The organism is Haemophilus sp. HMSC61B11, from assembly GCF_001838615.1.
GTDB classification, from domain to species: Bacteria; Pseudomonadota; Gammaproteobacteria; order Enterobacterales; family Pasteurellaceae; genus Haemophilus_D; species Haemophilus_D parainfluenzae_AD.
Map to the genome: position 1 here is coordinate 20,673 of NZ_KV837948.1, position 1,577 is coordinate 22,249.

Below are 1,577 nucleotides of genomic sequence, written 5' to 3' on the forward strand. Positions count from 1 at the left end.
AAAAATGCAGCTTCTGAAGCAAAAGATACAGCTGCAGATAAAGCAGTTGAAATGAAAGATGCAGCAGCAAATAAAATGGCTGAGGCAAAAGATGCAATGTCTTCTAAAGTGGAAGAGGTAAAAAATGCTGCTTCAGAAACAAAAGATGCTGCAGTAGAGAAAGCGGCTGAAATGAAAGATGCTGTAGCGAACAAAATGGCTGAGGCAAAAAATGCAATGTCTTCTAAAGTGGAAGAAGTGAAAAATGCAGCTTCTGAAGCAAAAGATGCAGCAGCAGATAAAGCAGTTGAAATGAAAGATGCGGCAGCGGATAAAGCGGCTAAAGCAAAAGATGCTGTGACTAAATAATTAAACTTTTGTAAAATAAAAACCTATCAGAGATTATCTGGTAGGTTTTTTCTTTTGGAGCAATAAAATGTTATGTGCAATTTATAAAAGTTTACGTAAACCAGGCTGCTATCTCTATATTTCGAAACGAGATGATTTTTCAGCTGTACCAGACGTATTAATGCAAAGTTTTGGCAAGCCTCAGTTTCTTATGCCATTTAATTTGAAGGGAAGCAAACCGCTTGTTCATGCAGATAAAAATGAGATAATGGAAAAAATTACTCAGCAAGGATTTTATCTCCAAATGCCAAAACAAGATGATGGCTTGTTTAATAGTTTGAGTGAGATCAAATAAGCCTTTTATTTTTTCCTAAAAATCTCCAAATCTTGCTTTATCTCAATATTTTCTTCAAAAAACTCCTTTAGAATTGACCGCACTTTTAAAAGGAGAATAAAAATGAGTAGTTTCTTTGTGGCAGGTACAGATACCGATGTGGGCAAAACCACTGCCTGCCGTGCCATTATTCAGGCATTACAAGCAAAGGGCGTGCGAATTGTGGGTTATAAGCCGATTGCTTGTAGCTGTGAAGAGGGGATTTATCCTGTCGAAAATCAGTCTAATGAATCCCAAACAGATTATGATGCTGAAAATAATTCAGACGTGTTAGCTTTAATGGATGCAACGAATGAGTCCGTATCTTATCAAGAAGTAAATAGCTATACTTTTGCTCATTCCTTGCCAATGCTGACTCGAGATAAATCACGCATTAAATTAAGTAAGATTAACCAAGCCTTAACAACATTAGTTCAAAAATATCAATCTGTTGTGGTGGAAGGTTCATTTGGTTTACTCACACCAATGGCAGAAGGTAAGAGTTTTGCTGATTGGGTTGTTGAACATAAAATGCCCGTTGTGTTGGTTGTCGGCATTAAAGAAGGTTGTATTAATCACGCATTGCTGACAGCTCAAGTGATTAAACAGCTTGGCGTTCCTTTATTAGGCTGGATTGCAAATCGAATTAATCCTTGCTTAGGGCATTATAAAGAGGTGGTGGATATTTTAGAGGCTCAGATTGATGCGCCTTTGCTAGGTAAAATCCCTTATATTCATAAGCCAGAATCCCAAGAGTTAGGACATTATTTAACGAATATTGATCGTTTGATGTATATGCAAACAGAGTTAGTTAAATAGTAAGTTTGAAATAAAAAGTGCGGTTAAATTTCATTAGATTTAACCGCACTTTTTTTTT

The 1,577-nt window shown here is 36.3% G+C and carries 3 protein-coding genes; all 3 read left to right on the forward strand.

The window, feature by feature from the left end:
* The coding region (locus tag HMPREF3263_RS10650) for a hypothetical protein (RefSeq protein WP_371113369.1) at positions 1–348 on the forward strand (348 nt) is incomplete at its 5' end.
* A gap of 67 nt (positions 349–415) precedes the next feature.
* On the forward strand, positions 416–682 hold the full coding sequence (locus HMPREF3263_RS00160) for a YcgL domain-containing protein (RefSeq protein ID WP_070591993.1): 267 nt from the start codon (positions 416–418) through the stop codon (positions 680–682).
* Between the two features lie 102 nt (positions 683–784).
* Positions 785–1,519: a dethiobiotin synthase gene (bioD, locus tag HMPREF3263_RS00165; RefSeq protein ID WP_070852786.1), complete on the forward strand. Its 735-nt coding sequence runs from the start codon at positions 785–787 to the stop codon at positions 1,517–1,519.
* The last annotated feature ends 58 nt before the right edge of the window (positions 1,520–1,577 follow it).